This is a genomic window from Shinella yambaruensis (genome assembly GCF_022899355.1).
GTDB classification, from domain to species: Bacteria; Pseudomonadota; Alphaproteobacteria; order Rhizobiales; family Rhizobiaceae; genus Shinella; species Shinella yambaruensis.
Map to the genome: position 1 here is coordinate 236761 of NZ_JALJCK010000005.1, position 26239 is coordinate 262999.

Below are 26239 nucleotides of genomic sequence, written 5' to 3' on the forward strand. Positions count from 1 at the left end.
TTCGGCGGTGCTGTTCAACGGCAAATGTGAGCCGCGCCGCCCAATCGCGGCGAATACGCGGCCGGACGGCTTTCTCTCCGGCCTGCGCTTCCCGTTCAGGCGGCGGCGCTGGCCGCGACTTCCTTTGCCAACTGTTCGAGCAGCCCCCGCGTCCCTTCCTTGCGGCCTTCGATGTTGCCGTCGCGATAGGCGCCCTGCTCGGTGAGGAGAAGGCGCGTCCGGCCGTCCTCCGCCTGGAACTCGGCCGTCAGCAGCGAGGCGGAGAGCGGCGTGCCGTCCAGCGTCATCGCATAGGCGAGGATGACGCATTCCCCCTCGCGCACTTCCAGGAAGGTGGTTTCGTTGGTGAGCACGACCTCCGCACCGGGCGGGCTGAACCTGCTGAATTCCTGCGCACCGGCGACAGCGCGTCCGGCAGGACGATATTCGTGCACCGTCCAGCCATCGGAGCTGATGAGCCAGCGATAGCGCGCCTCGGCTTCAACATAGGCGGCAAAGACCTTTGCAAGGGGAGCGTCATAGAGGCGGTCGAGCGTGAAGCTGCCGTGGACGATCTTCGGATCGGTCATGTTCATTCCTCTTCCTTGGTTTCCTTCAGATAGGCATCGAGATGGTCGAGCTTGCGCTCCCATGGCCGGCTTTGGGCGGCAGCCCAGCGCTCCAGATCCTTCAAGGCACCCGGCTTCAGCGATACGGTCCGCACGCGGCCGACCTTTTCCGAAACGATCAGTTTCGCCTCCTCGAGCACGCCGAGATGCTGCATCACCGCGGGCAGCGAAATCGGCGCGACCTCGGTGAGGCCGCTGACGGAGCACGGCCCCCTGGCCAGGCGTTCGACGATGCGGCGTCGGACGGGCTCCGACAGGGCGTTGAGCAGGATGTCTATCGGGTCTGAATATTTAGGCATGCACTTAAGTATTCGAAAGCGGCCAATCCGTCAATGAAAAACTTCAGCCGTGACTTAAGTGTTCAGGCCGCCCGTGCCACCGGCATGCGCCGCCGATCGGGAGAGGTCCGGATCCGGGGGATCGTCTTTGCGCAAGAGCGGCCGGTTACCAGCCGCCACCGCCGCCGCCGCCACCCCCGCCCCCGGACGAGCCGCCACCGCCGCCCGAGGAGAAACCGGAGGACGAGCTTTTCGGCGGGTCCGGCAGGGAGGCGGTCATGGTGCTCGCCATGGAGCCGGCAAAGCCGCCCATGCGGTCGGAGAAGCGGCCGGAGGAAAAGCCGTCGCCGTGATACCAGGCGGGCTGGTAGGCGGCAGCGGCAGCACCGGCCGCCGCGGCGGCGGCGAGCCAGCGGTCGAAGGTTTCCGACCAGGGTTTTTCGACGCCGAGCGCCACGGCATAGGGCAAGAGGGTCTCGTAGTGGCGCGGCGACATTTCCGGCGCGCCGGCCATGTTCATGCGGTCCTTCTCGGCGAGCGTCAGGTATTGGCGCAGGCCCTCGATGCCGTCCATCATCCTGCGGCCGAGCGGCGTCGGCGCGCCCATCAGGAAGAAGAAGACGAGATTGGTGACGACGATGCCGCCAACGGCGGCAAAGAGCGGCATCTGGCCGGCGGCCGCGCTGGTGACGAACAGCGTGACGAGAACGCCGCCGAAGACCGTCAGGAGAACGAAGCCGACGAAGGCGATCATCACGACGGCGAGGATACGCGCGCCGAGCGTTTTCGCCCGCCGGAAGTTCTGCCCGAGCGCCAGCGCGAAGATCGACACGAAGACCGAGGCGAAGACGGGCAGGATGACGAGCACGATGCCCTCCTCCGGCAGCGTGCCGAAGATCAGCAGGGCCGCAAGGCAGGCGAGCGACAGGAGGATGCCGCAGATCACCTGCGGCCAGTTGGCGAGGTAATATTTGTAACGGTGCTCCTTCTCCATCGCCTGGCTGAAATCATGGCCCAGCGTCTGCACGCGCTTGCCGTTCGACTTGTCGATGACGAAGGTGCTTCCTCCCGACCCCATGGTCTTCAGGAGGGTCGCCTCGCCGGTCGGCAGGGTCCCCTCGACCGGCTTTTGCGTCCGGGTGACGGTGATGGAGGTCTTCAGGTCCTTCAGCTCGACAAGGCCCTTGACCGCAAGGTTGAGGAAGGCGGCGGAGATTGCCGTCCAGCCCCGCCCGCCGAACCCCTTCTCGTCGATATAGTTGACGAGCGCCGGCGATATGCCCTCCGGCGCATCCCAGCGCGGCACGATGACGCCGCGCGGCGGGTCGCGGCCGACGGAGAGCCAGGCCCAGAGATAATAGCCGACGACCAGCACCAGGCCGCCGAAGGCGAGGAAGAGGTTGCGGTTGTCCTTGAGGAACAGCGCGCGCTCTTCCGCCGCCGTCGGCCGGTCGATGCTGCCGGCCGGCATCTTCACGCCGATCGTCAGGCCCTCGTTCGGCCCGAGCGCGCGCGTCGTCTCGAAGCTCGCCCGGTTGCCCTGGTTTTCGCCGCGCGCATCCTTGCCCGTGGCGCCGAGCGGGCCGGTGAAGACGGTCAGCTCCTCCGCCCGCACGCCCTGCGGCAGCGTCACCGTCGCCGTCGCCCTCTCGATCGGGAAGGCCCATTCGGTGCCGGTGACGTTCCAGAAGAGTTCGTCATGCGTGTCGAAGAAGCGGATCTGCCGCGTCGTCTCGTAGGTCAGGCGATATTCGTGGAAGCCCGGATCGATGAGCACGTCGGCCGAGCCGAAATAGATGCGGATGCCGCGGCGGATGGTTTCCGTGCGGTAGGGCTCCGGCCGCCCGTCGCGCTCGACGCGAAGGATCTTGAAGCCCACCTCGCGCTCCCGTCCGCCGGCATCGACGAAGGTGAGCGGGAAATCGCGATAGATGCCGCGGCGGATCCGGTTGCCCTCGGCATGGACGCGGATCGTCTCCGTCACGGTCAGGGTGCCGTTCTTCGAAATGGCGATGTCGGAATGGTAGCGGTCGAAATACTCCTCCGCCCGGGCCGCGCCCCCGACCAGAAGGCAGAGCCACAGCGTCAGGAGAGCGGCAATCCGCATCATGAAGGACTCCGGGATTAGGGCATTTCCAGGAAAAGTGGATACCGGTTTTCCGTTCGGAAATGCGACAAAACAAAATGCTCTAGAACTTTACGGTCGGCACGGCCCGGTCGGCCGGGTTCTCGATCTCGAAATAGGGCGCTTTGAGGAATTTGAAGAGGCCGGCGACGAGGTTCGAGGGGAAACTCTCGACCTTGACGTTGAGATCGCGGGCGGCGCCGTTGTAGTAGCGGCGCGACATCTGGATCTCGCTTTCCAGCGTTTCCAGCGTTTCCTGCAGCTCGGCGAAGTTCTGGTTGGCCTTGAGGTCGGGATAGGCCTCGGCGAGCGCGAAGATGCGGCCGAGCGCCTGGCTGAGCAGGCCTTCGGCCTGCGCCCTGCCCGCGACGTCACCCGCCGGCACGGCCTGCGCCCGGTTGCGCAGCTCCACCACCTTTTCCAGCGTGTCCTTCTCGTGCGCGGCGTAGCCTTTCACGGTCTCGATGAGGTTGGGGATGAGGTCGGCACGGCGCTTCAGCTGCACGTCGATGCCGGACCAGGCCTCCTCCTTCACCTGACGGGCTTTGACGAGGCCATTGTAGAGAATGATGGCGTAGAGGACGACCACCGCCGCGATTGCCAGACCGATCATGAAAGTCTCCGCTCCTTCTTTGTCCCGGGCCTGACCTTAGCATTCGCATCGCCGCAGGAAAGCCCCCGCGGGCTCCGAGGCCGCCTGCTTTTCATCAAAGAGAACGATCGCCCGCCGGTCCTGTCACCCCGGGAACCGCGCGGCGGCGTGCCTTGGCCGATAGTCGCTTCACCAACAACACGAACCTTGAAGCAACCGTCATGAAAGCCCTCGTCCTCACCATCAACGTTCTCGGTTTCACCGCCCTCTTCCTCGCCTACACGATGGGCGCTGCGGTCGACCGTCCGAAGGGTGTGCGCCGGGCGCTCCAGACCTATGCCGGCCAGCTTCCCACCGGCGCGATGCCGACGCTGAAGCCCGTCTGGGAACTCGGCGTGAAGGTTTCGACCCTCGCCTGAACGAAAAAGGCTCTTCGGGACGTCGGCCCCTCATCCGCCTGCCGGTCCCCTTCTCCCCGCAAGCGGGGCGAAGGGGAGATGCTGTGCCGTTTTCCTCTGATATCGCCGGTTCACGGGGCAGCCCCCCGGCTTGCGGCATGGCAATAGGATATGGAGGAAACCCCTTACCATATCCCCTTCTCCCCCACGGGGAGAAGGTGCCGGCAGGCGGATGAGGGGGAGCCCGCCGGCAAGAAAAGCAAAGGATTCCACCTGCATAACCCCCTCATCCGGCCCTTCGGGCCACCTTCTCCCCGTGGGGGAGAAGGGGATGCGCGGCAACGTCGAGCGCCACATGCGATTGTCCTGCCGCAGGCGGGGAGAGGGTTAGGATACCGGACCCGTCTCAGATCGAGCGCGTGATGCCGCCGTCGACGCGGATGTTCTGGCCGGTGATGTAGGCGGCACCGTCGGAAGCGAGGAAGGCCACCGTCGCGGCGATCTCCTCGCTCGTGCCGTAGCGCTTCATCGGCACGCCGTCGCGCCGTTCCTCGGTCGCCGGCAGGCTGTCGATCCAGCCGGGCAGCACGTTGTTCATGCGGATGTTGTCGGCCGCATAGGTGTCCGCGAAGATCTTCGTGAACGAGGCGAGGCCCGCGCGGGCGACGGCCGAGGTCGGGAACATGGAGCTCGGCTCGAAGGCCCAGGCGGTCGAGATGTTGATGATCACGCCGGACTTCTGCTTCTGCATGATCGGGGTGACGAGGCGCGTCGGGCGCACGGCATTGAGGAAATAGACGTCGATGCCCGCGTGCCAGTCCTCGTCCGTCAGGTCGAGGATCGGCTTGCGGGGGCCGTGGCCGGCGCTGTTGACGAGGACGTCCACGCGGCCCCAGCGCTCCAGCGCGCCATCGACGAGGCGCTTCAGGTCGTCGTTCGACTGGTTCGAGCCGGTGACGCCGAAACCGCCGCTTTCGGCCGCCAGCGCCTCGCCCTTGCCGGAGGAGGAGAGCACGGCGATCCTGAAGCCGTCCGCCGCCAGCCGTCTTGCCGCCGCCGCGCCCATGCCGCTGCCGCCGGCCGTGATGATCGCCACTTTTTCTGTCGCCATGTTCCTCTCCCTTGGAAACGGTTGCGGCTCAGGCCGCGTCCTTCGTCCAGTTCACGCCGCCGGCATCCGTCAGGAGGAAGGCCTCGCCGCAGGCTTTCGCCAGCGTGCGCACACGCAGAATGTAGCTCTGGCGCTCGGTGACGGAGATCACGCCGCGTGCGTCGAGCAGGTTGAAGACGTGCGAGGCCTTGATGCACTGGTCGTAGGCCGGCAGCACGCACTTGTGCAGGCGCTGGTTTTCCGCATCGCCCGGCGCGCCGGCGGAAAGCAGCGCCTGGCACTCCTTCTCCGCATCGATGAAGTGGCGGTGCAGCATGGCGGTGTCGGCGAATTCGAAATTGTGGCGGGAGTATTCCTGCTCGGCCTGCAGGAAGACGTCGCCATAGGTGATCTTCTCATCGCCCTCGCGGCCGTTGAAATTGAGGTCGTAGACATTGTCGACGCCCTGCACATACATGGCGAGGCGTTCGAGGCCGTAGGTCAACTCGCCGGCGACGGGCGCGCATTCGATGCCGCAGACCTGCTGGAAATAGGTGAACTGCGAGACCTCCATGCCGTCGCACCAGCATTCCCAGCCGAGACCCCAGGCGCCGAGCGTCGGGCTTTCCCAGTCGTCCTCGACGAAGCGCACGTCATGCAGCAGCGGATCGAGGCCGATGGCGGCGAGCGAGCCGAGATAGAGATCCTGCAGGTTCGACGGGTTCGGCTTCAGGATGACCTGATACTGGTAATAGTGCTGCAGGCGGTTCGGGTTCTCGCCGTACCGGCCGTCGGACGGGCGGCGCGAGGGCTGCACATAGGCGGCGCGCCACGGGCGGGGGCCGAGCGCACGCAGCGTCGTGGCCGGGTGGAACGTGCCGGCGCCCACTTCCATGTCGTAGGGCTGCAGCACCGCGCAGCCCTTGTCCGCCCAGTAATTGTGCAGCGTCAGGATCAGCCCCTGGAAAGAGCGCGTCGGGTTCATGTGGTCAGGCAGGGCGGCAGAGGTCATCGGTTTCGTCCGGGCATTCTTGGAAAGGTGCCGGACTGGTGCCACGATGCGCCGGAAGGGTCAAGGGTTTCGGGCCGGCGCCCGAAACGGGTCAGTGCCGTTCGAGCGAGCGGAAGAGCCCGGAGCCGGCGGCCTGGGTAACGGCCTGCACGCGCTGCGGGGCGAGATCCGGCACCTGCCGCACCTGGCGGCGCAGGCCCGCCGGCATGCGCGCGCCGTACCAGGCGGCCAGCATCGGAAGCTCGCGGCGCAGCGTGCCCTTCGCCTGCCAACCGAGCGCCTTCAAGGCCCGCGTGTCGAGCGGCGGGCGGCTGGCATTGCCCGGCCGGCCGGCGGCAAAGCTGACGCCGGAAACGGGCTCCTGCACAGTCTCCAGCACCAGGCGCGCGACGGAGAGGATGTCGAGGAAATCGTCGCCGGCCACGTTGTAGGTGGCGTTCTCCGCCCCGCGCGCCACCACCGCGCGCAACGCCGAACAGAAATCCGCCATGGTGACGAAGCCGCGCGTCTGCCGGCCGTCGCCATGCACCGGCAGCGGCCGGCCGACGGCGGCAAGCTCGAGGAAGCGCGGCAGGAGCTTTTCGGTGTTCTGGCGCGTGCCGACGATGTTGACGGGGCGCAGCACGCGGATATCGAGGTCGAAGGAGCGGCGCAGGCCGGCAATCAGCATTTCGGCGGCAGCCTTGGAGGCGGCGAGCGGATTGTCGGGCAGCAGCGGCGCGAGCTCGCCGACCGGCTGGCCGTTGCCGGCGCCGTAGACCTCGGCGGAGCTGACATGGATCATCAGCGGCACGCGGCGGCGGCCCATCGCCTCGACCAGCACCTGCGTGCCGAGCGCATTGGCGAGCGTGAAGCGCTCCGGCACCGAGAAGGCGCGCTCGACATGGCTTTCGCCCGCCGCATGCACGACGAGGTCCGCATCCTTCAGCATTTCGGTGACGAGGTCGAGATTGCCGACATCGCCCTCCTGCAGCGTCACGCGGCCGGTGCGGAAGGCGGCATCGAGATAGGACATGTCGGCGGCATAGGTGAAGGCGTCGAGCACGCGGATGCGCGCCTTCGGGCAATGGGCGAGGAGGTCGTCGACGATATGCGAGCCGATGAATCCGGCGCCACCCGTCACGACGATGGTGCGAATCCAGTCGAGGTCAAGCGAGGCCATGGATCTTCTCCGTTCACTGCCGGGACGCCCTCATGGCAGCCCTGACCGCTAGATCGGCCTTCTTACGCGCGGGGGCAACGCCGGCAGGCGGCTGCAAAAGCTTAAATCCCGCGTTAACCTTACGGAGCGTGGTTAATGTCCCGGGACCGCACGACAGGGCCTCGTTTCCAGTCCCGCGCCGGCACACAGCCGTGCCGCGGCGACAGATCCTTCCATCGTGTTCCCAAATCGCGAAAAGTGTCCATATCGCTGTTTTCACGCCGGGCGCCGAACCGCATCCCGCGCTTGCCGGGCCCCTCTACTCGTCGTCGCGGCGCAGGCGGTATTCGCCGGTTTCCGGATCCTTGACGAGCGTGCCGGTGGCACCGGTGCGGCGTTCCTCCTCGGACCGCTTGCGCAGCTTGCTCAGGCGTTCGGCGTCGGCCACGAACTTGCGATAGCCGAACCAGGCAAGGCCGACGACCAGCAGCAGAAAGATGATCTGGGCCATCGCCCCTCCCCTTGTTTCACGCGCGCCTTATCCGGAAAGGCCGAAGCGGCCCCACAGCGCCTTTTCTTCCGCAAGGCCCGCCACGGCGGCCACGCCTGCAGAGCCTATACGCTCCGCCATGTCGCCGGAAGGCCCCCCGACGCCCGGCGCCTTGCGGCCGAACAGCCCCTTGGGCGCCAAGACCAGCTCCAGCCGCGTCTTCTCGCCATAGCGCTTCTTCAGCTCCGAGCGCATGTCGGCAAGGCCATCGACAAGGCCGAGCGCCAGGCCCCGGCCGCCGGTCCAGAACAGGCCGGAAAAGAGGTCGGGATCGTCCGTGAGCTTTGCGCCGCGGCGTTCCTTCACCATGTCGATGAAGACCTGGTGGATCTCGAGCTGCAGGGATTTGAGATATTCGATCTCGTTTTCGCGCTCGGGCTGGAACGGATCGAGGATCGCCTTGTTGCTGCCGGCCGTGTAGACGCGCCGCTCGACGCCGATCTTCTTCAGCATTTCCGGAAAGCCGAAGCCGCCCGAGACGACGCCGATCGAGCCGACGATCGAGGTCGGGTCGGCATAGATCTCGTCGCCGGCAAGCGCGATCATGTAGCCGCCGGAGGCCGCCACGTCCTCGACGAAGACGAGCACGCGCTTGTTCTTTTCCGCCGCGAGCGCGCGGATGCGCTGGAAGATCAGCCGCGACTGCACCGGCGAGCCGCCGGGCGAATTGATGGAGATCGCCACGGCCGGCGCCTGCTTGTAGCCGAAGGCCTTTTCGAGCGCGGGCGCGGCGGTGGCCAGATTGAGCGGCGGCCGGAACTGGCTGCCGGAGGCCATGATCGCCCCGTGCAGCCGGACGACCGGGATCGCGACCCCTTCCTTGCGGAACCTCTTCGGCACCAGCGTCTTCAAAAATCCGGCCATCGCGCGATCCTGCCTCCTGTTCGTTTGCCCGGCTGATGTATGCACGACGGGCGAAAACGCAAGACAATCACGGAATATTCAGGTCTTCGACAGGCGCGGATAGCTTGCCCGGCCGTTGTTGAGGTCGTCGACGAAGGGGGTGAAGGCATGCCGGCCGGGTTCGTGCATGACGAGCGGCATGCGCAGCGCGAGCCTGGCGCGCGAGCCCTTGATGGCGGTGACGAGGATGCGCAGGGCCGGTTCGCCGGGGCGGGGATGGAGGGCGGTGATCTCGATGCCGCCGAAGCGGCGGCCGCAGGCGGCGACGATCTCGGCAATCGATTCCGGCCGGGCGATGAGGGAGAGCTGGCCGCCCGGCTTCAGGATCGCGCCCGCCGTCCGGATCCAGCGTTCGAAGAGGTCATGCTCCATGGCATGGGCCTCGGCCTTCAGCGCGTCCGGCGTGCGGCTGCCGATGCGGTCGTTGAAGGGCGGGTTCATGATAACGTGGTCGAAGACCTCGTCGGCGAGGCCCGCCGCGACGCGGGCCGTGCCCGCGAGCCCGACATCGGCCTCCAGCACGCCGACGCGGGCGGAGAAGACGGCGTTTTCCGGAAGCGCCACCGACTTGCGGGCAAAACCCGCCATCAGGGGCGAGCGCTCGACGAGCAGCACCTCGGCCCTTTCGTTGCATGCGGCGACGGCAAGGCCGGCAGCGCCCGCCCCGGCGCCGAGATCGGCGACGCGCATCGGTCCCTTCCCCGTCACCAGCGCGGCGAGCAGCATGGCGTCCATGCCCGAACGATGGCCGATGCCCTTCGGCTGGACGACGTGGAAGCGGCCGTAGTGGAAGGCGTCGACGGTTTCGGTGACGGTCATGGGCAGGTCGTCCCCTGCGCGCGGGGCCGGCCTTGGCCATCCCCCCTCTGCCCAGCCGGGCATCTCCCCCACAAGGGGGGAGATTGGATCGTGGCACTGCCTTGCCCCAAGTCGATCTCCCCCATCGAGGGGGAGATGCCCGGCAGGGCAGAGGGGCGCGCTCCGAATGCAGCCTTCACCGTGAAAACCACGGCCCTCACGCCCGCAGCTCCGCTTCGAGCCCCGCATCCTTGAGGATCCGCCGGGCCTCGTCCGCCCGGTCGCTCTCCACCAGGAAGCGGCGGGGCAGCATGCCGAGCGAGCCTTCGAGGATGCTCATCGCCTGATCGGCGATCAGGCAATGGATTCCCGCCTCCTTCATCAGGCTTTCCGCGAAGGAGAGCAGGACGGCGTCGTTGGTGCGGATCAATTCGATCATTCCGGTCGTTTTCCAGCCATAATTCCCGAGGCGGGACAATTCGCCTCTTGCCGCAGGAAGCCCCGCTTTCTATTGTCTTTCAACAAAAATGAACAGGAGTCCGGGCATTTGGGCGTCGTGATACCGCTTGAAGAAGGCAAAAACAAACAGGCGTCTGTGAAGCCGCTCGTCGATCTCACGAAGGCCGACATGGAGCGGGTGAACCAGCTCATCCTGTCGAAAGCCGGCTCCGACGTCGCGATGATCCCGGAGGTCGCCAACCACCTGATCTCCTCCGGCGGCAAGCGCCTGCGCCCCATGCTGACGCTCGCCTCCGCCGCGATGTTCGGCTATGACGGCGACCAGCACATCAAGCTCGCCACCAGCGTCGAGTTCATGCACACGGCGACGCTCCTGCATGACGACGTGGTCGACGAGAGCGACATGCGCCGCGGCAAATCCACCGCCCGCATGATCTGGGGCAACCAGGCGAGCGTGCTCGTCGGCGACTTCCTGCTCGGCCAGGCCTTCAAGATGATGGTCGAGGTCGGCTCGCTGGAGGCCCTCGACGTGCTCTCCACCGCCGCCACCGTGATCGCCGAAGGCGAGGTGCTGCAGCTCTCCGTCGCCAAGAACATGGAGACGACCGAGGACGACTATCTCCAGGTCATCCGCGCCAAGACGGCGGCGCTCTTCGCCGCGGCCTCGGAAGTGGGGCCGATCATCGCCAATACCGGCCGGGCCGAGCGCAACGCGCTGAAATCCTACGGCATGAATCTCGGCCTTGCCTTCCAGCTCGTCGACGACGCGCTCGATTATGGCGGCAAGGCGGCCGATCTCGGCAAGAACACCGGCGACGATTTCCGCGAGGGCAAGATCACCCTGCCCGTCATCCTCGCCTGGCGCCGCGGCACGGCGGAAGACCGCGCCTTCTGGCGCGAGGCGATCGAGGGCGGAAAAAGCGACGACGCGAACCTCGAACGCGCCTTCGGCCTCATCACCCGCTATGGCGGGCTGACGGACACGATCGCCCGCGCCCAGCACTACGGCATGATCGCCCGCGACGCACTCGCGCCCCTGCCGGCCTCGCCCTGGAAGAACGCGCTGCTCGAAGTCATCGACTTCTCCATCGCCCGCGTCAGCTGATCGGCGAATACGCGGTCCGGCAGGATTTTCTTGCCGCACCGCGCCAAAAAAGCCATTCTCTGCCGTCATGAGTCCGTGATTGATTTGGGCGTGATCGTGGCTGAATTTGTCACGGCAATCCCCATAGGGCTACGGCACAGCTTCTGGCGAAAGGCATTTTGATGCGGCATTCCCTTCTCCTTCGGCTTCTCTCCGGCGTGGCGATCGCGGCCAGCATCGCGCTTGCCGGTACCCTGGCCGGCCCTCTGGCGGCATATGCGGAGGAAAAGCCGGCAGCCGCGGCCGCAGAGGAAAGGCCGTTCGATCCGTTGAGCGTCAACACCTTCTCCGGCGCCTTCCTCGCCGCCCGCACGGCCGATTTCGACAAGGAATACGAGACCGCCGTCGCGCTCTACAAGATCGCCCTGCAGTTCGACCCCACCAACAAGGACGTCAAGCAGCGCCTGATGGTGACGCAGCTGATGAACGGCGATTTCGAGGAGGGCGTGAAGCTTGCCGATGCGCTGCGCAACGACCCCGCCGTCGAGCGCATCACCGCCGTGGTGCGCGGCATGGAGGCGATCCGCAAGCGCGAATACAAGAGCGCCGAGAAGATCCTCGTCTATAGAGGGCCGAACGATCTCGACCGCATGATGAACGACCTCCTGCTCGCCTGGGCCAAGTTCGGCGACGGCAAGTCGAAGGAAGCGCTGAAGCTGATCGGCGGCATGGAGGGGCCGGACTGGCTCGCCATCTTCAAGAACTACCATGCCGGGGCGCTGGCCGCGGCGGCCGGCGACAAGGCGACAGCGCGCGCGCGCCTCAACGACGCCATCCTCGACCGCAACGGCGCGAGCGCCGCTCCGGACACCTTCATCCGCGCCGTGATGGCGCTCGCCCGCCTCGAGGCCCATGAGGGCAACAAGCAGAAGGCGCTCGACGCCATCTCGGTCGGCGACAACTTCATCACCAGCTATGCGCCGCTCAAAGCGTTGCGCCAGAGCATCGAGGCCGGCGAGAAGCAGGAGCAGCAGGTGCGCAACGCCGCGCAGGGCGCCGCCGCCGTGCTCTTCTCGATCGGCGGCGCGCTCAACCGCGACGGCGCGGAGGACATCGTCTCGCTCTACCTGCAGGCCGCCCGCGCGCTCGACCCGGACAGCGACGACATGCTGGTGCTGCTCGGCGGGCTGGCGGAGAACCAGAAGAAGCCGGAGCGGGCGATCGAATATTACCGCGCCGTGCCGGAAAAGTCGCCGATGCGGCGCATTTCCGAGCTGCAGCTCGGCCTCAACCTTGCCGATACGGGCAAGGTTCCCGAGGCGAAGAAGCACCTGCAGGAACTGATCGAGGCCGATCCGGCGGACCTGCGCTCCTATCTTGCGCTCGGCAGCGTGCTGTCGGACGCCAAGGACTACAAGGAGATGGCCAGTCTCTACGACCGTGCGGTCGCCGCCATCGGCCCGGTCCCGACACGCAACCACTGGAGCATCTTCTTCCAGCGCGCCATCGCCTATGAGCGACTGAAGGAATGGGAGAAGGCCGAGCCGAACTTCCGCAAGGCGCTGGAGCTGAACCCGGAACAGCCGCAGGTACTGAACTACCTCGGCTATTCCTGGGTGGACATGAACATGAACCTCGACGAGGGCCTGGACATGATCCGCCGGGCCGTCAGCATCAAGCCGGACGACGGCTATATCGTCGATTCGCTCGGCTGGGCCTACTATCGCCTCAACCGCTTCTCCGACGCCGTGGCGGAGCTGGAGCGGGCGGCGGAGCTGAAGGCGGGCGACCCGACGATCAACGACCATCTCGGCGATGCCTACTGGCGCGTCGGCCGCAAGCTGGAAGCCACCTTCCAGTGGAACCGTGCGCTCGGCCTGAAGCCGGAAGAGGCGGAAATCCCGAAGATCAAGCTGAAGATCGAAAACGGCCTGCCGGAGCTGGAGAAGACCGAGCCGGCCTCCGCGGAAGCCAAGGACGAAAAGCCGGTGCAGAACCCCTCGCCCGAGGGCACGGCGGCCGACCGCAAGTCCTGACGCCGCATGGCTGACGCCGACGCCCTGTCGGGGTTCGCGGTCGTCGAGCCGGCCCCGGCCAAGATCAACCTCGCGCTCGCCGTCACCAGCCGGCGCGAGGATGGCTACCACCTCCTCGACAGCCTCGTGACCTTCACCGCCTTCGGCGACCGCATCGGCCTTGCGCCGGCGGCCGAGGACCGCTTCACCCTCACCGGCCGCTTCTGCGGAGTGCTTTCGGCCGAGGCTGACAACCTCGTCACCCGCGCGCGCGACCGGCTGCGTGCGGCGCTCGCCCCGACCGGGCAGCCGGTCCCGCCCGTGCACATCCATCTCGAAAAGAACCTGCCCATCGCCTCCGGCATCGGCGGCGGCTCGGCGGATGCCGCCGCGACGCTGCGCGGCCTCATCTCGCTGTGGAAAGCGGAGCTGCCCGCCGACGGGCTGGATGCGCTTGCCATCGGCCTCGGCGCCGACGTGCCGATGTGCCTTGCCAGCCGCCCGCTGCGCGCGCGCGGCGTCGGCGAGGCGATCACCCCCGTCGCCCTGCCGGCCCTTCCCATCGTGCTGGCCAATCCGCTCGTCGGCGTTTCGACGCCGGCCGTCTTCCAGGCGCTTGCCTCCCGGCACAACCCGCCGCTCGCCCTTGCGGGCGCCGCCGGCTGGGCGGAAGCGCTCGCGCGCCTGCGCAACGACCTGGAGCCCCCTGCCCGCCGGCTCTGCCCCGAGATCGCCGCGATCTCCGAAAGCCTTGCGGCCACCGGCGCCGGCCTCGTGCGCATGTCCGGTTCCGGCGCGACCTGCTTTGCGCTATACGATACGGACGCGGCTGCCGAGACCGCGGCGGCGGCGCTCTCCCGCCGGCATCCGCACTGGTTTTTCACCGCCACGCGCACGCTGGAAGCGCAAGGCAAAGGAGCCGACGATGGCGCATATTGACGAGACGAGGCCTTTCATCCCGGTCGGCATCGCCGTGCTCACCGTCTCCGACACGCGCACCCTCGACACCGACCGTTCCGGCGATACGCTGGTCGCGCGCATCAGGGAGGCCGGACACCGCCTTGCCGACCGCGCCATCGTGACGGACGACGTGGCCGCGATCCGCGCCAGGGTGGAAGCCTGGACGCGCGACGATGCGGTGGACGTGGTCATCACAACGGGCGGCACGGGCTTTACCGGCCGCGACGTGACGCCGGAGGCGCTGGAACCGCTGTTCGAAAAGCGCATGGACGGCTTTTCCGAGGTCTTCCACCGCATCTCCTACGACAAGATCGGCACCTCGACGATCCAGTCGCGCGCGACCGGCGGCGTTCTCAACGCCACCTTCATCTTCGCGCTGCCGGGTTCGCCCGGCGCCTGCAAGGATGCCTGGGACGGCATCCTGAAGGCGCAGCTCGACTATCGCCACATGCCCTGCAACTTCGTGGAAATCATGCCGCGGCTCGACGAGCACCTGAAGCGCACCGCCGGCTGACCCGCTCCCCTCCGGGGGCGTGGCGCGACATCGATGCCGACGCCGATTTCGCAATCGAGCTATCCGTCACCGACGGCGTGTTCCGCAACGATGTCCTGTCCTGGCTCAATCGGTCCCCGCCCGCATGGCCTTCACGGCCCAGGCGGGCACCAGTTCCACGGCCAGCCGGCGCACGCCGGCACCCGTCGCGATGTCGGCGAGCGTCATGCCGGTGCGCACCGCGGCCGAGGCCTGGCGCTTGCTGACGAGGTAGCCTTGCTCCAGCGGCGCGCGACGGCGCGCAAGGCGCTGGAAGAACGGCCGGCGATGGCTGCGCGAGCCGAGGAACCGCGCGGGATTGCGGTTGACCGACACATGGTCGACGACGGCATCCACCCAGCCCGACAGCGGCCGGGCGCCCGGCTCCAGCAGCAAAAGCCAGTCGCCGCGGGCCGAACGCACCACATCCTTCATGTCCCAGCTCGTCAGGAAGCGGCAGCCGGCGGCGTCCGCCACCTTGGAGGAGCCGTCGCGCGAGCCGTGGTCGAGCACGATCACGTCGCGCACGATGCCCTCGACGGCGCCGGAAACCAGCGCCGACAATGTCTGCGCAAGCTCGGCCTCATTGTCCCGGCATTCCATGATGATGGTCAGCATGTCCTCCCATACCGCATTGCAGCATCGATTTCCACCGCGGGAACCCGCGAAGTTTCCCGCATGGTTAGGCGGCATGGTTAGCGGCGCCCCGAAATTTGTTCTTGCATTGTTCTCGTTTGCGCGATAGGAATATAATCATTGAATCGGGGCCTGCCCCCGGCGGAGACACTCATGAACGATCTGGCCAGCCTGAGGCAGGGCGCGCTTGCGCCCGGCCACGCGAAAGACATTGCCGAAGCGCTGATGGCCGAGACGGGCATGCGCGTCGACAGCGAGCGCCGGCGCGGCCGGGGCGCGGGCCTCAACTTCACCGGCCGCTTCGAGCCGGTGACGCGCGAGACGGTCGACGACGGCTGGCAGACGCTGGAGGAACTGCCGCCCTTCAGAACCGAGGTGCAGGTGGAAAAGCCGCGCACCATCATCACGCGCAACGAATCGCCCGACATTCCCTTCGACCGCTCGATCAATCCCTATCGCGGCTGCGAGCATGGCTGCATCTACTGCTTCGCCCGGCCGACCCATGCCTTCATGGGCCTGTCCGCCGGCCTCGATTTCGAGGCACGGCTGTTTGCCAAGCCGGACGCGCCGAAGCTGCTGGAACGCGAGCTCTCCAAGCCCGGTTACAAGCCGCGCGTCATCGCGATCGGCACCAATACCGATCCGTATCAGCCGATCGAGAAGGAATGGCGCATCATGCGGCAGATCCTCGAGGTGCTGGACGCGGCCAACCATCCGGTCTCGATCGTCACCAAGTCGGCGCTCGTGCTGCGCGACATCGACATCCTCGCGCGCATGGCGGCGCGGGGCCTGGCCTGGGTCGGGCTTTCCGTCACCACGCTCGACCGCAAGCTCGCCCGTACCATGGAGCCGCGCGCCGCGACCCCGCCGCGCCGGCTGGAGGCCATCCGCACGCTCTCGCAGGCCGGCATTCCCGTCGCCATCATGATGGCGCCGATCATTCCCGGCCTCAACGACCACGAGATCGAGCGCGTGCTCGATTCGGGCAAGGCCGCCGGCGCGCTGGAGGCGAGCTATGTGCTGCTCCGCCTGCCGCTGGAGGTGAGCCCGCTCTTCCGCGACTGGCTGCTGCGCCACTACCCGGACCGCTACCGCCATGTCATGTCGCTGGTGCGCTCCATGCGCGGCGGCAAGGATTACGACGCCGAATTCGGCAAGCGCATGAAGGGCGCCGGTCCCTATGCCTGGCAGATCGCCCGCCGCTTCGAGATGACGGCCAAGCGGCTGGAGCTGACCCGCACCCGCCGCAGCCTCGCCTGCGACCAATTCGTGCCGCCCTCGGGCAGCGGCGTGCAGCTTTCGCTGCTGTAAGGCGGGAGGGGCCTCGCGCCTCGCCCGGCCGATTTGTCAGGGGAAAGCGGATCCGGCTTTCCCGAAGAGACTGACGGCACCGGGAAATCCAGCCCATCCGGTTCGGCCCGAACCGGATGGGCTGCGAAAACGAAACCCCGCCGGGCGCCCGCGCCCGGCCTCTTCTTCCGGTCTGCCTTTCCCCGGGGCATACCGGCGCTCCTCCGGCGTCCGCCTCCTGCCGGAGGGCTTGCAGGGAATCGGATGGATGTGCGAGGTTCGCCGCATGTCCCGTACCGCATCCTCCGATTCCCGCCTTCTTTTCGACCTGCCCGAGGGGCCGGATTTCCAGATGGAAGCCGCGGCCCTGAAGCGCGGCATCTGGCCGGTGGCCGGCACGGACGAGGCCGGGCGCGGCCCCCTGGCAGGTCCGGTCGTCGCCGCCGCCGTGGTGCTCGACCCGGACAACATCCCCGGCGGCCTCAACGATTCCAAGCAGCTCAATGCCGCCAGGCGCGAGGCGCTGTTCACCCTGATCCTGCAGTCGGCCTTCGTCTCCGTCGCCTCCAGCTCGTCGCGCCGCATCGATGCCATTGACATCCGCAAGGCGAGCCTCGATGCCATGCGCCGCGCCGTCGCGGGCCTGGAGATCGCGCCGAAACTCGTGCTGGCCGATGGCCGCGACGTGCCGCCCGGCCTTGCCTGCGAGGGCCGCGCCGTCGTCAAGGGCGATGCCCGCTCGCTCTCCATCGCCGCCGCCTCCATCGTCGCCAAGGTGATGCGCGACCGCATGATGACCCGCGCCGAGGACACCTATCCCGGCTACGGCTTCGCCATCCATGCCGGCTACGCCACCGAAGTGCACCGCAGGGCCATCACGGATATCGGCCCCTGCCGGCTGCACCGCATGAGCTTCCGCCCGCTCCGGCAGGACTGAGCCCGGGGGGACGGCTCCCGCCTGCCTGCATGACCGGGTCCTTGCAAATCAGATAAGTGTATGCTTATCTCATTTCCATGATCGAGAACGAGATATTCAAGGCGCTTGCCGATCCCACGCGCCGCGCGATCTTCGAGAAGCTGGCGGACGGCGCGATGAATGCCAGCGCGCTGCGCGAGGGCATGGAGATCAGCCAGCCCGCCATGTCCCAGCATCTGGCGGTGCTGCGCCAGGCGCGGCTGGTGCGCGAGGAGCGGCAGGGACGGTTCATCAATTACGAGGTCGACCCGGACGGGCTGGCGCGCATTGCCGGATGGCTCGCGAAATATCGGACCTACTGGCCGGCGCGGATCGACGCCCTGAAGGATTTGCTGAAGGACATGGACCAATGAGCGACAGGCAGGCCGAGCAGGCGACGGATCTCGTGCTCGAATACGAGCTCGACGCACCGACCGAAAAGGTCTGGCGGGCGATCAGCATTCCCGCCTTTCGCGAAAGATGGCTGCCGGGCGGCGCGCTCGCCGACGCCGAGCCGGTCCTGACCGCGCCCGGCAAGGAAATCCGCTACAGGCTGCGGGACGATGAACCGCCCCATCTCGAAAGCCTCGTGGCGTTCCAGCTCCGTCCCAACGGGCAGGGCGGCACCACGCTCCGGATCGTCCATGGCCTTGCGGATGCGCGCGTCGTGCCGCGGCCCATCAACGACAATGGCAACGGCAACGGGCGCACGCTGATGCGCGCCGCCTAACCTAATACACCCCTCCCCGAAACAATCCGGAAGACAGGAGTTCGCCCATGCGCGAAACGATGCAACTCGTCCCTATGGTCGTCGAGCAATCCAGCCGGGGCGAACGCTCCTTCGACATCTATTCCCGCCTGCTGCGCGAGAGGATCATCTTCCTCAACGGCGAGGTGAACGACACCATCTCCGCGCTCGTCTGCGCACAGCTGCTGTTCCTGGAGGCCGAGAGCCCGCAGAAGCCGATCCAGCTCTACATCAACTCGCCCGGCGGCATGGTCACCAGCGGCTTTGCCATGTACGACACGATGCGCTACATCCGCGCGCCCGTTCACACGCTCTGCATGGGCACCGCCCGCTCGATGGGCTCGTTCCTGCTGATGGCCGGCGCGCCCGGCATGCGGGCCGCCCTGCCCAATGCCAGCATCCTCGTCCACCAGCCCTCCGGCGGCTTCCAGGGCCAGGCGTCGGACATGCTCATCCACGCCGAGGAGATTCTGAAGACCAAGCAGCGCATGACGCGGCTCTATGCCCGCCATTGCGGGCGCAGCTACGAGGAGTTCGAACAGGCCATGGACCGCGACCGCTTCATGACGGCCGAGGAAGCGCTGGAATGGGGCCTGATCGACCGCATTCTCACCGAGCGCGAGATCGGCGAGGCGTATCGGGCCAGCACATGACACGCCTTGTCATGGCATAGGCACAACGAAAAAAGGCCGGATCGCTCCGGCCTTTTTCAGATCGATCGTGCGGGCTGCCTCAGTTGAGGCGGGCCTTCACTTCGCCGATGGCGTTGTCGAACAGCGCCTTGCCGGTGGCGGCATCGGCCTTGGTGGCGATGACCTTCTCGGCGGCGGCGACGGCAAGGTCGACGGCGGCGGCGCGCACGGCGTTGATCGCGTCGGCCTCGGCCTGGCGGATCTTCTGCTCGGAGAGCGCCGTGCGGCGGGTGACGTATTCCTCGGTCTTCTGCTTGGCCTCGGCCGTCAGGGCGCTCGCCTCGCGTTCAGCGGCGGCGACGATGCTGGCGGCTTCCGCCTCGGCATCCTTGCGCTTGCGCTGGTATTCGGCGAGCAGGTGCTGGGCCTCCTCGCGAAGACGCTTGGCTTCCGCCAGCTCGTTCTGGATCTTCTCCGCGCGGGCGTCGAGACCCTTTGCCATCATGCCCGGAACCTTGAGGTAGGCGATGAGGGCGAGGAACAGGAGAAGGCCGACAAAGGCATAGAATGTTGCGTCGAATGCCATGGTGTCCTCCTTATTCGCCTGCGGCCGTCTTCACGGCGGAAGCGATCTCGGCCTTGGTGGCCTTGGCGCCGATGAGCTGCTCGACGAGGGCTGCCGTGGTTTCCTCGGCGATCGAGCCGACATCGGCAAGGGCCTTGGCCTTGATCTCGGCGATGCGGGTCTCGGCACCGGCGATCTTGTCCTGCAGCGAGGCTTCGATCTTGGCGCGCTCGGCGTCGGCCTTGGCCTTGGCTTCGTCGCGGGCGGTCGAGGCGATCGCGTTGCCCTTGGCGCGGGCGCTGGCAAGGTCCTGCTCGTAGGACGCAATCGCGGCGTCGGCTTCCGCCTTCAGGCGGGAGGCTTCGTCGAGGTCCTGCGCGATACGGTCATGGCGCGTCTCGAGGATGCCGCCGATGCGCGGAATGACGACCTTCGACATGAGAAGGTAGAACAGACCGAAGGTGATCGCCAGCCACAGGAGCTGCGATGCGAACGTGGTCTGGTCGAAGGGCGGGAAAACGCCGGTGGCGTGCTCGTCGCCATGGGCCACACCCGTTTCGGTGTGCACTTCGCCTGCCGGCTGGGCCGCATGCGTATCCGTCTCATGCGACGTCGCAGGGGTTTCCGCCTGGGCGATTTCGAAAGGGGTGGACTCGGCCGATGCCGGGGTCACGGACATGCTCACCTCCAGGGGGCACTCTCAGATCTTGTACGGAACGTACGATGGACCACGGCCCGGAGGCCATGGTCCAGTCCTCGGCCGATATCAGACGGCGAAGAGGAGGAGGAGAGCGATGAGCAGCGAGAAGATGCCCAGAGCTTCCGTAACGGCGAAGCCGAATACGAGACGGCCGAACTGGCTGTCAGCAGCAGACGGGTTGCGCAGAGCGCCGGCCAGGTAGTTGCCGAAGATGTTGCCGAGGCCGAGAGCCGTGCCGGCGAGACCGAACGTGGCAAGACCTGCGCCGATGAACTTTGCTGCTTCCGCTTCCATGTTGAACTCCTTGAATGGGTTGTTGCGGCTTATGAGCGGCGCCCGAGGGCGCCGACGACTGTTTCCTTAGTGACCACCCGGATGCACGGCATCGTTGAGGTACATGCATGTCAGAACTGCGAAGACGTAGGCCTGCAGGAACGACACGAGGAATTCGAGACCGGTCAGGGCGACGGTCATGAGAAGGGGCAGGATCGCACCGGCGACACCGACGGCGCCGAGCGCGCCGAGCGAGGTGACGAAGCCGGCGAAGACCTTCAGCGTGATGTGACCCGCCAGCATGTTGGCGAAGAGACGGATCGACAGGCTGATCGGACGCGAGAGGAACGAGATGACCTCGATCGAGACGACCAGCGGCAGCAGCGCGCCGGGAACGCCGGACGGCACGAAGAGCTTCAGGAAGCCGAAGCCGTGCTTGTAGAAACCGTAGACGACCACCGTGCCGATGACGAGGATGGCCAGGGCGAAGGTGACGATGATCTGGCTGGTGACCGTGAAGAAATAGGGCACCATGCCGAGCAGGTTCGCCGTCAGCACGAACATGAAGAGCGAGAAGACCAGCGGGAAGAACTTCATCCCGTGGCTGCCCGCCCCTTCCCGGAGCATCGAGGCGATGAACTCGTAGGACATTTCCGAGACCGACTGCATGCGGCTCGGAACGAGGCCGCGCTGGCCGGTCGTGAAGTAGAGGAAGCCCGCGGCGGCCGCGACGGTGGCGACCATGAAGAGCGAGGCGTTGGTGAACGAGAAATCGATGCCGCCGATTTCGATCGGAACAATCTTGTTGACCAGGAACTGATGGGTCGGATCGTTTGCCACCGTCTATCTCTCTCGCTTGCCCGCCTTGCGGCGGAAGTCACCCATGAATGGGACAACGCCGTCAGGCGCCGTCCTTCGGTTTGGTCTCGTCCCGCCCGCTGCCGGCCTTGCCGGGCTCTCGCCCCGCCAGCCTGTCGACCGGATGGGGCGATGCCACCATGCCAGCCGCGCGCATGACGTTCAGAACGCCGGCACCGAAGCCGAGGAGCAGAAGAACGATCATCCCCCACGGCCCTGTACCTGCAAAATGGTCCAAAAGATAGCCCAGAAGCGCCCCGACGATGACAGCAGCGACGAACTCGCTCGAGAGCTTCATGGCCACCGCGTAGCCCTTGCGGCTCTCCGATGCCCGTGCCTCGGCGGCTCTATCCGCCCCGTCGTCCTTGCGCCGTTCCGCGAGTTCCGCATCCAGGCGCTTCAGCCGGTCTTCCAGACTTTTCTTCTGTTCGTCGGCCATGGCGTTCTCCCGTTTCGTTCCGCGGCGCTTTCGCCCCATTGCGGACATATTGAAGGCTAGGATTCAAGCCATATCCGACCCCTTTCGAAGTCGGGCGCAACATAGTTTTAGGTGCCGGCATAGTCAAGGCATGGCGAAGCTTTGCGCAGCAGCAAATATTATGAAATAAATCAATAGATTAGCCGGAATCACGCATCAGGCGCGACCGATCGTCCCGGGAATCGCGAAGGCTGTGGCGCGGACTCACCCCACCCCGCCCCTCAGCGCTCCTCAGCTCCAGCCGCCGCCATAGGTGCGGTAGAAGATGTGCTTGCCGATCTTGGCCACCCGCTTCATCGTGCGGCCCCAGGGCGGGTTCACATAGGTCGCGTGGTAGTGGGTGGACGAGCCGACGTCGTCGAACCAGATCTTTCCGGCGGTGACCGCCATGGCGATCTCCTTGGCGGTCTTCCAGTGCCAGGGCGAGAGGATCAGGTCGGGAATGCGGTCGCAGGCGAAGGAGAACTGGCAGCGGTTGCGCCAGTTTTCGTTCTGGTAGACGACGCCGCAGATGGTCTTCGGATAGGCGGGGTTGCGCACGCGGTTGAGAATGACCTGCGCGACGGCGGCCTGGCCCTTCAGCTCCTCGCCGCGCGCCTCGAAATAGATGCCTTCGGCAAGGCACTTCTGCTCCTTGGCGGTGAAGACCTCCGCCGGCAGCGGCGTGGCCGCCCAGGCATGATCGTCCGGCGAGATGTCGGGCACGAAGCGGCCGAGTTCCGTCTTCGGCTTGAGGATCGAATCGAAGGGCGATTCCCGGGCATAATCCGGCTCGACGCGGGCATAGGCGGTCGCCAGCACGTCGGCATTGTCATTGGTGACGAGGCTTGCGATGACGGGCGAGACGCCGGGATTCCTGCGCACCGGCTCCTTCTTGTAGAAGGCGGTGGCGATCTCGATTTCCTTGCCCTTGATCTGCGGCTTGGCGAAGGCCATGCGCTGGCCGGTGTCGAAGGCGGGCGAGAGCAGGAAGCTGGTGCGATCGAGGATCGAGCCGGCGGCAAAGCCCTTCGGCGGCGTCACCGGCAGGACGGCGACGATGCGGCCCTTCTTGTCGCGGCGGTTGACGCGGTCCTCGTCGGGAATGCCGCCCTTGCCCTTGTGCTCGCTGCGCAGCGCCGCCGTGACGCCGCCCGGCAGCTCCACACCCGCGCCGCTTTCGATGCCTCCGGTCGTCATGGCGTCGGCGAAGGCGATCTCGACCTCGTGGATCGAGCCGGCGGGCGAGCGGGTCAGCACCATGGTCTGGTTGCCGCCCTTGCGGTTGAGGCCGGCGAGATAGGTGGCAAGGTCCGTATGGGCGGCCGGCGTCGGAAAGGTGGCGACGAGACCGAGGCCGACGGCCAGGGGGATTTTCCACTCCCGCTTCAGATAGGCGAGGAAGCGGCCGGCCGCCGCATGACGAATGCTACGCTCACGCAACTTCTTACTCCGCACGCATGCGCAGGCGCGCCGCCATTGTCGATGGCGTGTCCTCCTGCCCGAAACTGACTGTATGGGAGCCCTTCCGCGCCGAAGCACGGGCCCGAAGCGGCTCGTTGTCAGGGTAAAATGAAGCATTAACCTTGATGGTTGGTTAATGCTGATAAACGGCTTTCGGGGAGGCGTTCACCTCCCCTTCACGTTTTCGTCAGATCACGACATGCGAGCCGAGCTCGACCACGCGGTTGGTCGGCAGGCGGAAATAGTCGGACGGGTCGGTGGCGATGTTGGCGAGCGCGATGAAAAGCCGGTCCTGCCACATGGGCATGCCCGATTCGGCGTCGGGCACCAGCTTGCGGCGGCCGAGATAGAACGAGGTCGACATGATGTCGAACCTGTGCCCCGCTTTGCGCATCAGGCCGAGCGCCTGGGAAACGTTCTGCGTCTCCATGAAGCCGAAATGCATCTCGATGCGCGAGAACCGCTCGGAGATCTTCTCGACCGAGAACCGCTGGGCCGGAGCGACGCGCGGCGTGTTGGCGGTCTTGATCGTCAGGATGAAGTTGCGTTCGTGCAGGACGTGGTTGTGCTTGATGTTGTGCAGCAGCGCGGCGGGGGCGAAGTCCGGATCGCTGGTGAGGAAGATCGCCGTGCCGGTGACCTGCACCGGGGCATGCGCGCCGGGCCTTTCCACGGACTTGACGAAGGCGGGCAGCGGCACCTCGATGCGCCGGGTCTTTTCGCGCAGGATCCTCGTGCCGCGGGTCCAGGTCCACATCAGGACGACGACGGCGCCCGCGATCATGACCGGCACATAACCGCCGTCGACCACCTTGAGCAGGTTCGCGCCGAGGAAGGTGAGCTCGAGCAGGAAGAGCGGCAGCAGCGCCGCGGCGGCGGCAAGCGGCGTCCAGCGCCAGCGCCTGCGCAGGAACTCGAAGGCAAGCACGGTCGTCACCACCATCGCCCCGGTGACGGAAATGCCGTAGGCGGTCGCCAGCGCTTCCGAGGAACCGAAAATGAAGACGAGCAGCATGACGCCGAAGAGCAGCACCGTGTTGACGCCCGGCAGATAGATCTGGCCGGTCTGGGTCTCGGACGTGTGGAAGATCTCCATGCGCGGCAGGAAACCGAGATGGATCGCCTGGCGCGTCAGCGAGAAGGCGCCGGTGATGACCGCCTGGCTGGCGATGATCGTCGCGAAGGTCGCAAGGATGACGACCGGCAGCAGCGCCCATTTCGGGAACATCAGGAAGAACGGATTGGCGATCGTCTCGGGATGGGAAAGCACCAGCGCGCCCTGGCCGAGATAGTTCAGCGTCAGCGCCGGGAAGACCAGGCAGAACCAGGCCCACTGGATCGGCCGCCGGCCGAAATGGCCGAGGTCCGCATAGAGCGCCTCCGCCCCCGTCACCGTCAGGAAGACCGCCCCCAGCACGACGAGGCCGACATAGCCTTCGTTATACATGAACAGCACGGCATAATACGGGTTGAAGGCGGCCAGGATGCCGAGGTCGTCGCTGATATGGCTGATGCCGCCGATGCCCATGACGATGAACCAGAGGGCGGTGATCGGGCCGAAGAACTTCGACACGGCGGCCGTGCCCCAGGACTGCACGGCAAACAGCATGACGAGGATGACGACGGAGATCGGCACGATATAGTCGTCGAGCGTCGGCGTCACGAGCTTCAGGCCCTCGACGGCGGAAAGGACGGACAGCGCCGGCGTGATCATCGCATCGCCGATGAAGAGCGCCGCGCCGGCCGCCCCCATGAAGAAGAGCACGGTGGCATGCCGGCCCGCGGTCTTCGTGAGAAGCGCCAGCAGGGAGAGCGTGCCGCCCTCGCCGTGGTTGTCGGCGCGCAGCAGGAAGAGCACGTATTTCAGCGTGACGATGACCGTCAGCGTCCAGATCATCAGCGAGATGAGGCCGACGACCTCCTCGCGCACGAGTCCGTCGCCGGCGACCGGGCGCAGCGCCTCGCGCAGGGCATAGAGCGGGCTCGTGCCGATGTCGCCATAGACGACGCCGACGGAGCCGAGCGCGAGAAGGAACAGCGTGCGCGCCCTGCTGCGGGAATGCGGAGCGCCGGCGGCATGTGCTTGCATGGGACGATCAGGCCTAGAGCCAGCCTTTCCAGCGGAAGAAGAAAAAGGGGAGGATCGCCGACAGCACCATGGCGGCCAGCGTCAGCGGATAGGCCGCGGGGATGTGCAGTTCCGGCATGAACTCGAAGTTCATGCCGTAAGTCGATGCGATCAGCGTCGGCGGCAGCAGCACGACGGAGGCGATCGAGAAGATCTTGATGATGGCGTTCTGCTCGAGGTTGATGAGGCCGAGCGAGGCATCGAGCAGGAAGGTGATGTTGCCGGCGACGAAATTGGCGTGCTCGGAGAGCGACTGTACGTCCCGCGTCACCGTGCGGCAGAGCTCCAGGCTCTCGCGATCGGACTGCAGCGCCGGCAGGCCATGCAGGAAGGTCAGGACACGCGAGAGCGACATCAGGCTGTCGCGCGTCTTGGCGACAAGGCGGTGGAGCGCGGAGACCTGCACGACGCGGTCCTCCAGATAGCGCGGCGGGCGGCGGCTCAGATGCCGCTTGTCGCCGAACACTTCGAGCGAAAGCTTGTCGGCGCGTGAAACCGCGATCTCGAGGATTTCGGCGGTGCGGTCGGCAATGGTTTCCAGAAGCCGCGTGATCATCACGATAGGCGTGCCGCAGCCGCCCGGAATGCGGTGCATCGCGCTCTTGAACAGGGAGAACGAACGCGGTTCGGCATAACGCACCGTCAGCAGCCGGTCTGGCGTGAGGATGAAGGCGACGTCGGTCAGGTGCGGCAGGTCGCTTTCCGCCTTCACCATCAGCGAAGCCGTCATGTAGGCCGCGTTGCCGTCCGTATAGAGCCGGCTCGACGGCTCGATGTCCTTCAGTTCGTCGCGCGTCGGCACGTCGATCGACAGGACCCGCTCGATCACGGCCTCGTCGTTGCGGGTGGGTTCGAGCAGATCGACCCAGACGGCGCCGGCAAGGGCCTCGGCGGCCGCAGAATCGGTTTCTGCCGGCAGGGCGCGCGCCTCGCCGTTGGGGCGGAAAACCGTGATCACCGGCGAATGGCTCCGGGGAGGACCATCGCT

The 26239-nt window shown here is 66.5% G+C and carries 30 protein-coding genes; 10 read left to right on the forward strand and 20 right to left on the reverse strand.

The window, feature by feature from the left end; all coding sequences use genetic code 11:
• Positions 1-95: 95 nt before the first annotated feature.
• From MUU56_RS13755 to MUU56_RS13770, 4 genes are all read right to left on the reverse strand, one after another.
• Positions 96-575 (reverse strand): SRPBCC domain-containing protein, encoded by a 480-nt coding sequence (locus tag MUU56_RS13755; protein WP_244767856.1) that lies wholly within the window; start codon positions 573-575, stop codon positions 96-98.
• Entirely contained in the window at positions 572-907 is a 336-nt protein-coding gene (locus MUU56_RS13760) for an ArsR/SmtB family transcription factor (RefSeq protein WP_244767857.1), read from the reverse strand. The genes MUU56_RS13755 and MUU56_RS13760 overlap by 4 nt, the downstream gene beginning before the upstream one ends.
• 145 nt (positions 908-1052) lie before the next feature.
• Positions 1053-2996, reverse strand: coding sequence for a DUF2207 domain-containing protein (locus MUU56_RS13765; protein WP_244767858.1), 1944 nt, complete (start codon positions 2994-2996; stop codon positions 1053-1055).
• 79 nt (positions 2997-3075) lie between these two features.
• On the reverse strand, positions 3076-3624 hold the full coding sequence (locus MUU56_RS13770; protein WP_244767859.1) for a LemA family protein: 549 nt from the start codon (positions 3622-3624) through the stop codon (positions 3076-3078).
• A gap of 200 nt (positions 3625-3824) precedes the next feature.
• Between MUU56_RS13770 and MUU56_RS13775 the strand changes: the two genes are divergently transcribed.
• Positions 3825-4022: a hypothetical protein gene (locus MUU56_RS13775; RefSeq protein WP_023515130.1), complete on the forward strand. Its 198-nt coding sequence runs from the start codon at positions 3825-3827 to the stop codon at positions 4020-4022.
• Between the two features lie 385 nt (positions 4023-4407).
• Here the strand turns inward: MUU56_RS13775 and MUU56_RS13780 are convergent, their stop codons facing one another.
• The 7 genes from MUU56_RS13780 to MUU56_RS13810 form a co-directional block, all read right to left on the reverse strand.
• On the reverse strand, positions 4408-5112 hold the full coding sequence (locus MUU56_RS13780; protein WP_244767860.1) for an SDR family oxidoreductase: 705 nt from the start codon (positions 5110-5112) through the stop codon (positions 4408-4410).
• Positions 5113-5140: 28 nt separating this feature from the next.
• Positions 5141-6103, reverse strand: a complete 963-nt coding sequence (locus tag MUU56_RS13785) for a glycine--tRNA ligase subunit alpha (RefSeq protein WP_244767861.1) — start codon at positions 6101-6103, stop codon at positions 5141-5143.
• 91 nt (positions 6104-6194) lie between these two features.
• Positions 6195-7265 (reverse strand): dTDP-glucose 4,6-dehydratase, encoded by a 1071-nt coding sequence (locus MUU56_RS13790; protein WP_244767862.1) that lies wholly within the window; start codon positions 7263-7265, stop codon positions 6195-6197.
• Positions 7266-7563: 298 nt separating this feature from the next.
• On the reverse strand, positions 7564-7755 hold the full coding sequence (locus tag MUU56_RS13795; RefSeq protein ID WP_064329246.1) for a hypothetical protein: 192 nt from the start codon (positions 7753-7755) through the stop codon (positions 7564-7566).
• A 27-nt stretch (positions 7756-7782) separates the two neighbouring features.
• Complete coding sequence (locus tag MUU56_RS13800; protein ID WP_244767863.1) at positions 7783-8658, reverse strand: S49 family peptidase; 876 nt, start codon at positions 8656-8658, stop codon at positions 7783-7785.
• Positions 8659-8736: 78 nt separating this feature from the next.
• Complete coding sequence (locus MUU56_RS13805; RefSeq protein WP_244767864.1) at positions 8737-9516, reverse strand: tRNA1(Val) (adenine(37)-N6)-methyltransferase; 780 nt, start codon at positions 9514-9516, stop codon at positions 8737-8739.
• 196 nt (positions 9517-9712) lie between these two features.
• Positions 9713-9934, reverse strand: coding sequence for a putative signal transducing protein (locus MUU56_RS13810; protein ID WP_064329242.1), 222 nt, complete (start codon positions 9932-9934; stop codon positions 9713-9715).
• A gap of 108 nt (positions 9935-10042) precedes the next feature.
• Here MUU56_RS13810 and MUU56_RS13815 point away from each other — a divergent pair, with 108 nt between their 5' ends.
• From MUU56_RS13815 to moaB, 4 genes are all read left to right on the forward strand, one after another.
• Positions 10043-11059 (forward strand): polyprenyl synthetase family protein, encoded by a 1017-nt coding sequence (locus tag MUU56_RS13815; protein WP_244767865.1) that lies wholly within the window; start codon positions 10043-10045, stop codon positions 11057-11059.
• A gap of 161 nt (positions 11060-11220) precedes the next feature.
• Positions 11221-13074: a tetratricopeptide repeat protein gene (locus tag MUU56_RS13820; protein WP_244767866.1), complete on the forward strand. Its 1854-nt coding sequence runs from the start codon at positions 11221-11223 to the stop codon at positions 13072-13074.
• Positions 13075-13080: 6 nt separating this feature from the next.
• On the forward strand, positions 13081-13992 hold the full coding sequence (locus tag MUU56_RS13825; protein ID WP_244767867.1) for a 4-(cytidine 5'-diphospho)-2-C-methyl-D-erythritol kinase: 912 nt from the start codon (positions 13081-13083) through the stop codon (positions 13990-13992).
• A complete protein-coding gene (moaB, locus tag MUU56_RS13830; protein WP_244767868.1) occupies positions 13979-14527 on the forward strand; it encodes a molybdenum cofactor biosynthesis protein B in 549 nt (182 codons plus the stop codon). Before MUU56_RS13825 ends, moaB begins: the two co-directional genes overlap by 14 nt.
• 105 nt (positions 14528-14632) lie before the next feature.
• Here moaB and MUU56_RS13835 read toward each other — a convergent pair whose 3' ends face one another.
• A complete protein-coding gene (locus MUU56_RS13835; protein WP_244767869.1) occupies positions 14633-15163 on the reverse strand; it encodes a glycosyltransferase family protein in 531 nt (176 codons plus the stop codon).
• Positions 15164-15334: 171 nt separating this feature from the next.
• Between MUU56_RS13835 and MUU56_RS13840 the strand changes: the two genes are divergently transcribed.
• The 5 genes from MUU56_RS13840 (at position 15335) to MUU56_RS13860 (ending at position 18827) form a co-directional block, all read left to right on the forward strand.
• Positions 15335-16492, forward strand: a complete 1158-nt coding sequence (locus MUU56_RS13840) for a PA0069 family radical SAM protein (RefSeq protein WP_064329237.1) — start codon at positions 15335-15337, stop codon at positions 16490-16492.
• A gap of 247 nt (positions 16493-16739) precedes the next feature.
• Positions 16740-17408, forward strand: a complete 669-nt coding sequence (locus tag MUU56_RS13845) for a ribonuclease HII (protein ID WP_244767870.1) — start codon at positions 16740-16742, stop codon at positions 17406-17408.
• A gap of 77 nt (positions 17409-17485) precedes the next feature.
• Positions 17486-17800, forward strand: a complete 315-nt coding sequence (locus MUU56_RS13850; RefSeq protein WP_244768110.1) for an ArsR/SmtB family transcription factor — start codon at positions 17486-17488, stop codon at positions 17798-17800.
• The gene (locus MUU56_RS13855) at positions 17797-18156 is read left to right on the forward strand and encodes an SRPBCC family protein (protein WP_244767871.1); all 360 of its coding nucleotides are present in this window, start codon (positions 17797-17799) and stop codon (positions 18154-18156) included. Before MUU56_RS13850 ends, MUU56_RS13855 begins: the two co-directional genes overlap by 4 nt.
• 47 nt (positions 18157-18203) lie before the next feature.
• The gene (locus tag MUU56_RS13860) at positions 18204-18827 is read left to right on the forward strand and encodes an ATP-dependent Clp protease proteolytic subunit (RefSeq protein WP_244767872.1); all 624 of its coding nucleotides are present in this window, start codon (positions 18204-18206) and stop codon (positions 18825-18827) included.
• Positions 18828-18906: 79 nt separating this feature from the next.
• Here MUU56_RS13860 and MUU56_RS13865 read toward each other — a convergent pair whose 3' ends face one another.
• The 8 genes from MUU56_RS13865 to MUU56_RS13900 all read right to left on the reverse strand — a co-directional run bounded on the left by MUU56_RS13865 (position 18907) and on the right by MUU56_RS13900 (position 26209).
• A complete protein-coding gene (locus tag MUU56_RS13865; protein ID WP_244767873.1) occupies positions 18907-19392 on the reverse strand; it encodes a F0F1 ATP synthase subunit B in 486 nt (161 codons plus the stop codon).
• A gap of 10 nt (positions 19393-19402) precedes the next feature.
• Entirely contained in the window at positions 19403-20050 is a 648-nt protein-coding gene (locus MUU56_RS13870) for a F0F1 ATP synthase subunit B (protein ID WP_244767874.1), read from the reverse strand.
• Positions 20051-20137: 87 nt separating this feature from the next.
• Positions 20138-20365: a F0F1 ATP synthase subunit C gene (locus MUU56_RS13875; RefSeq protein ID WP_024270186.1), complete on the reverse strand. Its 228-nt coding sequence runs from the start codon at positions 20363-20365 to the stop codon at positions 20138-20140.
• Between the two features lie 66 nt (positions 20366-20431).
• Positions 20432-21184: a F0F1 ATP synthase subunit A gene (locus tag MUU56_RS13880; protein WP_244767875.1), complete on the reverse strand. Its 753-nt coding sequence runs from the start codon at positions 21182-21184 to the stop codon at positions 20432-20434.
• A gap of 61 nt (positions 21185-21245) precedes the next feature.
• Positions 21246-21641: an AtpZ/AtpI family protein gene (locus tag MUU56_RS13885; RefSeq protein WP_244767876.1), complete on the reverse strand. Its 396-nt coding sequence runs from the start codon at positions 21639-21641 to the stop codon at positions 21246-21248.
• Positions 21642-21911: 270 nt separating this feature from the next.
• Positions 21912-23087 (reverse strand): cell wall hydrolase, encoded by a 1176-nt coding sequence (locus MUU56_RS13890; protein WP_244768111.1) that lies wholly within the window; start codon positions 23085-23087, stop codon positions 21912-21914.
• A 223-nt stretch (positions 23088-23310) separates the two neighbouring features.
• Positions 23311-25212, reverse strand: a complete 1902-nt coding sequence (locus MUU56_RS13895; RefSeq protein WP_244767877.1) for a potassium transporter Kup — start codon at positions 25210-25212, stop codon at positions 23311-23313.
• A 13-nt stretch (positions 25213-25225) separates the two neighbouring features.
• The gene (locus MUU56_RS13900; RefSeq protein WP_284220291.1) at positions 25226-26209 is read right to left on the reverse strand and encodes a magnesium transporter CorA family protein; all 984 of its coding nucleotides are present in this window, start codon (positions 26207-26209) and stop codon (positions 25226-25228) included.
• Between the last annotated feature and the right edge of the window lie 30 nt (positions 26210-26239).

Excerpts from the sequence above, each read along its gene's own strand:
- MUU56_RS13790 (WP_244767862.1), bottom strand. The coding sequence starts at position 7,265 with ATGGCCTCGCTTGACCTCGACTGGATTCGCACCATCGTCGTGACGGGT.
- MUU56_RS13760 (WP_244767857.1), bottom strand. The coding sequence starts at position 907 with ATGCCTAAATATTCAGACCCGATAGACATCCTGCTCAACGCCCTGTCG.
- MUU56_RS13855 (WP_244767871.1), top strand. The coding sequence starts at position 17,797 with ATGAGCGACAGGCAGGCCGAGCAGGCGACGGATCTCGTGCTCGAATAC.
- MUU56_RS13820 (WP_244767866.1), top strand. The coding sequence starts at position 11,221 with ATGCGGCATTCCCTTCTCCTTCGGCTTCTCTCCGGCGTGGCGATCGCG.
- MUU56_RS13825 (WP_244767867.1), top strand. The coding sequence starts at position 13,081 with ATGGCTGACGCCGACGCCCTGTCGGGGTTCGCGGTCGTCGAGCCGGCC.
- MUU56_RS13770 (WP_244767859.1), bottom strand. The coding sequence starts at position 3,624 with ATGATCGGTCTGGCAATCGCGGCGGTGGTCGTCCTCTACGCCATCATT.
- MUU56_RS13755 (WP_244767856.1), bottom strand. The coding sequence starts at position 575 with ATGAACATGACCGATCCGAAGATCGTCCACGGCAGCTTCACGCTCGAC.
- MUU56_RS13895 (WP_244767877.1), bottom strand. The coding sequence starts at position 25,212 with ATGCAAGCACATGCCGCCGGCGCTCCGCATTCCCGCAGCAGGGCGCGC.
- MUU56_RS13805 (WP_244767864.1), bottom strand. The coding sequence starts at position 9,516 with ATGACCGTCACCGAAACCGTCGACGCCTTCCACTACGGCCGCTTCCAC.
- MUU56_RS13780 (WP_244767860.1), bottom strand. The coding sequence starts at position 5,112 with ATGGCGACAGAAAAAGTGGCGATCATCACGGCCGGCGGCAGCGGCATG.
- MUU56_RS13800 (WP_244767863.1), bottom strand. The coding sequence starts at position 8,658 with ATGGCCGGATTTTTGAAGACGCTGGTGCCGAAGAGGTTCCGCAAGGAA.
- MUU56_RS13850 (WP_244768110.1), top strand. The coding sequence starts at position 17,486 with ATGATCGAGAACGAGATATTCAAGGCGCTTGCCGATCCCACGCGCCGC.
- MUU56_RS13885 (WP_244767876.1), bottom strand. The coding sequence starts at position 21,641 with ATGGCCGACGAACAGAAGAAAAGTCTGGAAGACCGGCTGAAGCGCCTG.
- MUU56_RS13765 (WP_244767858.1), bottom strand. The coding sequence starts at position 2,996 with ATGATGCGGATTGCCGCTCTCCTGACGCTGTGGCTCTGCCTTCTGGTC.
- MUU56_RS13860 (WP_244767872.1), top strand. The coding sequence starts at position 18,204 with ATGCGCGAAACGATGCAACTCGTCCCTATGGTCGTCGAGCAATCCAGC.
- MUU56_RS13870 (WP_244767874.1), bottom strand. The coding sequence starts at position 20,050 with ATGTCCGTGACCCCGGCATCGGCCGAGTCCACCCCTTTCGAAATCGCC.
- MUU56_RS13785 (WP_244767861.1), bottom strand. The coding sequence starts at position 6,103 with ATGACCTCTGCCGCCCTGCCTGACCACATGAACCCGACGCGCTCTTTC.
- MUU56_RS13835 (WP_244767869.1), bottom strand. The coding sequence starts at position 15,163 with ATGCTGACCATCATCATGGAATGCCGGGACAATGAGGCCGAGCTTGCG.
- MUU56_RS13845 (WP_244767870.1), top strand. The coding sequence starts at position 16,740 with ATGTGCGAGGTTCGCCGCATGTCCCGTACCGCATCCTCCGATTCCCGC.
- moaB (WP_244767868.1), top strand. The coding sequence starts at position 13,979 with ATGGCGCATATTGACGAGACGAGGCCTTTCATCCCGGTCGGCATCGCC.
- MUU56_RS13840 (WP_064329237.1), top strand. The coding sequence starts at position 15,335 with ATGAACGATCTGGCCAGCCTGAGGCAGGGCGCGCTTGCGCCCGGCCAC.
- MUU56_RS13810 (WP_064329242.1), bottom strand. The coding sequence starts at position 9,934 with ATGATCGAATTGATCCGCACCAACGACGCCGTCCTGCTCTCCTTCGCG.
- MUU56_RS13795 (WP_064329246.1), bottom strand. The coding sequence starts at position 7,755 with ATGGCCCAGATCATCTTTCTGCTGCTGGTCGTCGGCCTTGCCTGGTTC.
- MUU56_RS13865 (WP_244767873.1), bottom strand. The coding sequence starts at position 19,392 with ATGGCATTCGACGCAACATTCTATGCCTTTGTCGGCCTTCTCCTGTTC.
- MUU56_RS13775 (WP_023515130.1), top strand. The coding sequence starts at position 3,825 with ATGAAAGCCCTCGTCCTCACCATCAACGTTCTCGGTTTCACCGCCCTC.
- MUU56_RS13875 (WP_024270186.1), bottom strand. The coding sequence starts at position 20,365 with ATGGAAGCGGAAGCAGCAAAGTTCATCGGCGCAGGTCTTGCCACGTTC.